Source organism: Eudoraea sp., assembly GCF_049665975.1.
In the GTDB taxonomy this organism is placed as follows: Bacteria; Bacteroidota; Bacteroidia; order Flavobacteriales; family Flavobacteriaceae; genus Eudoraea.
Genome location: NZ_JBATGR010000168.1, coordinates 1 through 1713 on the forward strand (window position 1 = coordinate 1; position 1713 = coordinate 1713).

Genomic DNA, 1713 nt, shown 5'->3' on the forward strand with positions numbered 1-1713 from the left:
CAGCTTCGTATAACTGATATTTTTTATCCCATGCTGATTTCAGGAAATCGCGTATCTCTTTATGATCTTCTACAATCAAAACCAGCGGTAATTTTTCCTTAGTCCTGTTTGAAAGTGCGTTGGAAGCTTTATTTAAACCAACCCTATCTGCCAGACCCGTCAATTTCTCATTCACTTCCGTTGTGCTCAAAATTTCTGCCGATTCAAAAAGCTCCCTCTCAAGAGGTAGTATAACTCTAAAATGAATCATATTATGGTCTTCTATTCTTACCGAAACCTCTCCTCTATATAAGTTTACCAGTTCTTTTACCAGTGACAGTCCAACCCCTATACCTTCAGCATACTCATCTTTTTGATAAAAACGTGTAAACAACCTATCTACTTCAATTTCGGATAAATTTTCAATCGTATTTTTAACACTAATTACTACCGTGGAATTTTCTCTACGGGCATTAAATTCACATAAACCTTCTTCCGGACAATATTTTAATGCATTTGTAAGCAGGTTTGTCAATATTTTTTCCATAGCATCCTCGTCATACATGCAGATTTGAAGTTTATCAACCTTAATTTGATAATCAATATTTTTTTGTGCAGCGCGTAATTTAAATGAACTCGAAATGGCGCCAATAAATAACCCCAAATTTCCTTCTTTTACTTTTAGCGACAGTTTACCTTTTTCCAGTTTAGCCATATTTAATAACTGGTCTACAAGGGTCAATAGCCTATTTGTATTTCGCTTTATCATGGTAAAACTTTCAAAATCTCTATCTGACAAACTACCTTCGCTAAGTTTAGCATCAACGGGACCAGAAATCAGGGTTAATGGCGTTCTAAATTCGTGAGAAATATCAGTGTACAATTTAGATTTGAAATCATTCAGTTTCTGTAAGCGTGATGCTTCCTCATCTTTGAGTTCCAAATCGAGTTTCATCCTCCACCGCCATTTAAAATAGCTGTAAACTCCATACATTGCCCAAAGAAATAATATGATATAGATCAATTTTGTCACCGGATTCCAATACCACGGAAAGGCTATTTTAAAAGCAAAACGGGCGGGTGTTTCATTCCAAATGCCATCATAATTACTGGACTTCACCAATAATTCATAGTCACCTGGCGGCAGATAAGAGTAGCGCGCAAAATTATTATTCCCGACATATACCCAGTCCTCATCATAATTCACCAGTTTATACTGATAATGATTCTTTTCGGGAAGTGCATATTGCATACTGGAGAAGGTAAACGAGAGTGTATTCTGTGTATGACCAAGGGTTAATCCCTTTTTCATAGGGTATGGTTCGTTTAATACTTCCAAACTTGTAATACTGGTTTTTGGTAAGATGCTATTTACCTTTATCTCATCGGGCTTAAACCAATAAAAACCCTCCAGGCCTCCAAAATATAAGTTGCCATCTAAATCTTTGTAATAGGCCCCAGTATTAAATTCTGTGGCTAATCCGTCATAATTTGTATAATTCACTATTACCGGACTGGCCTCTAAATTAGAACCCTTTGTAAACCTTGTAATGCCCTTGTTAGAGCTTAACCACAGATTTCCGTTACTATCGGGCATTATGGCATAGATTACATCATTAGCAAGACCATCCTCAACCGTAAAATGAAAGAATTTTTTGCTATTTAAATCCAGGGCATTCAGGCCTCCTCCATTAGTGCCAATCCAAAGAATATTATCAGGGGAATAATAAAGGG

The 1713-nt window shown here is 36.5% G+C and carries 1 protein-coding gene; it reads right to left on the reverse strand.

The genetic code is table 11. The features are described from left to right. A partial coding sequence (locus WBN20_RS06455) for a triple tyrosine motif-containing protein (RefSeq protein WP_424281118.1) occupies nt 1-1713 on the reverse strand: 1713 nt, incomplete at both ends.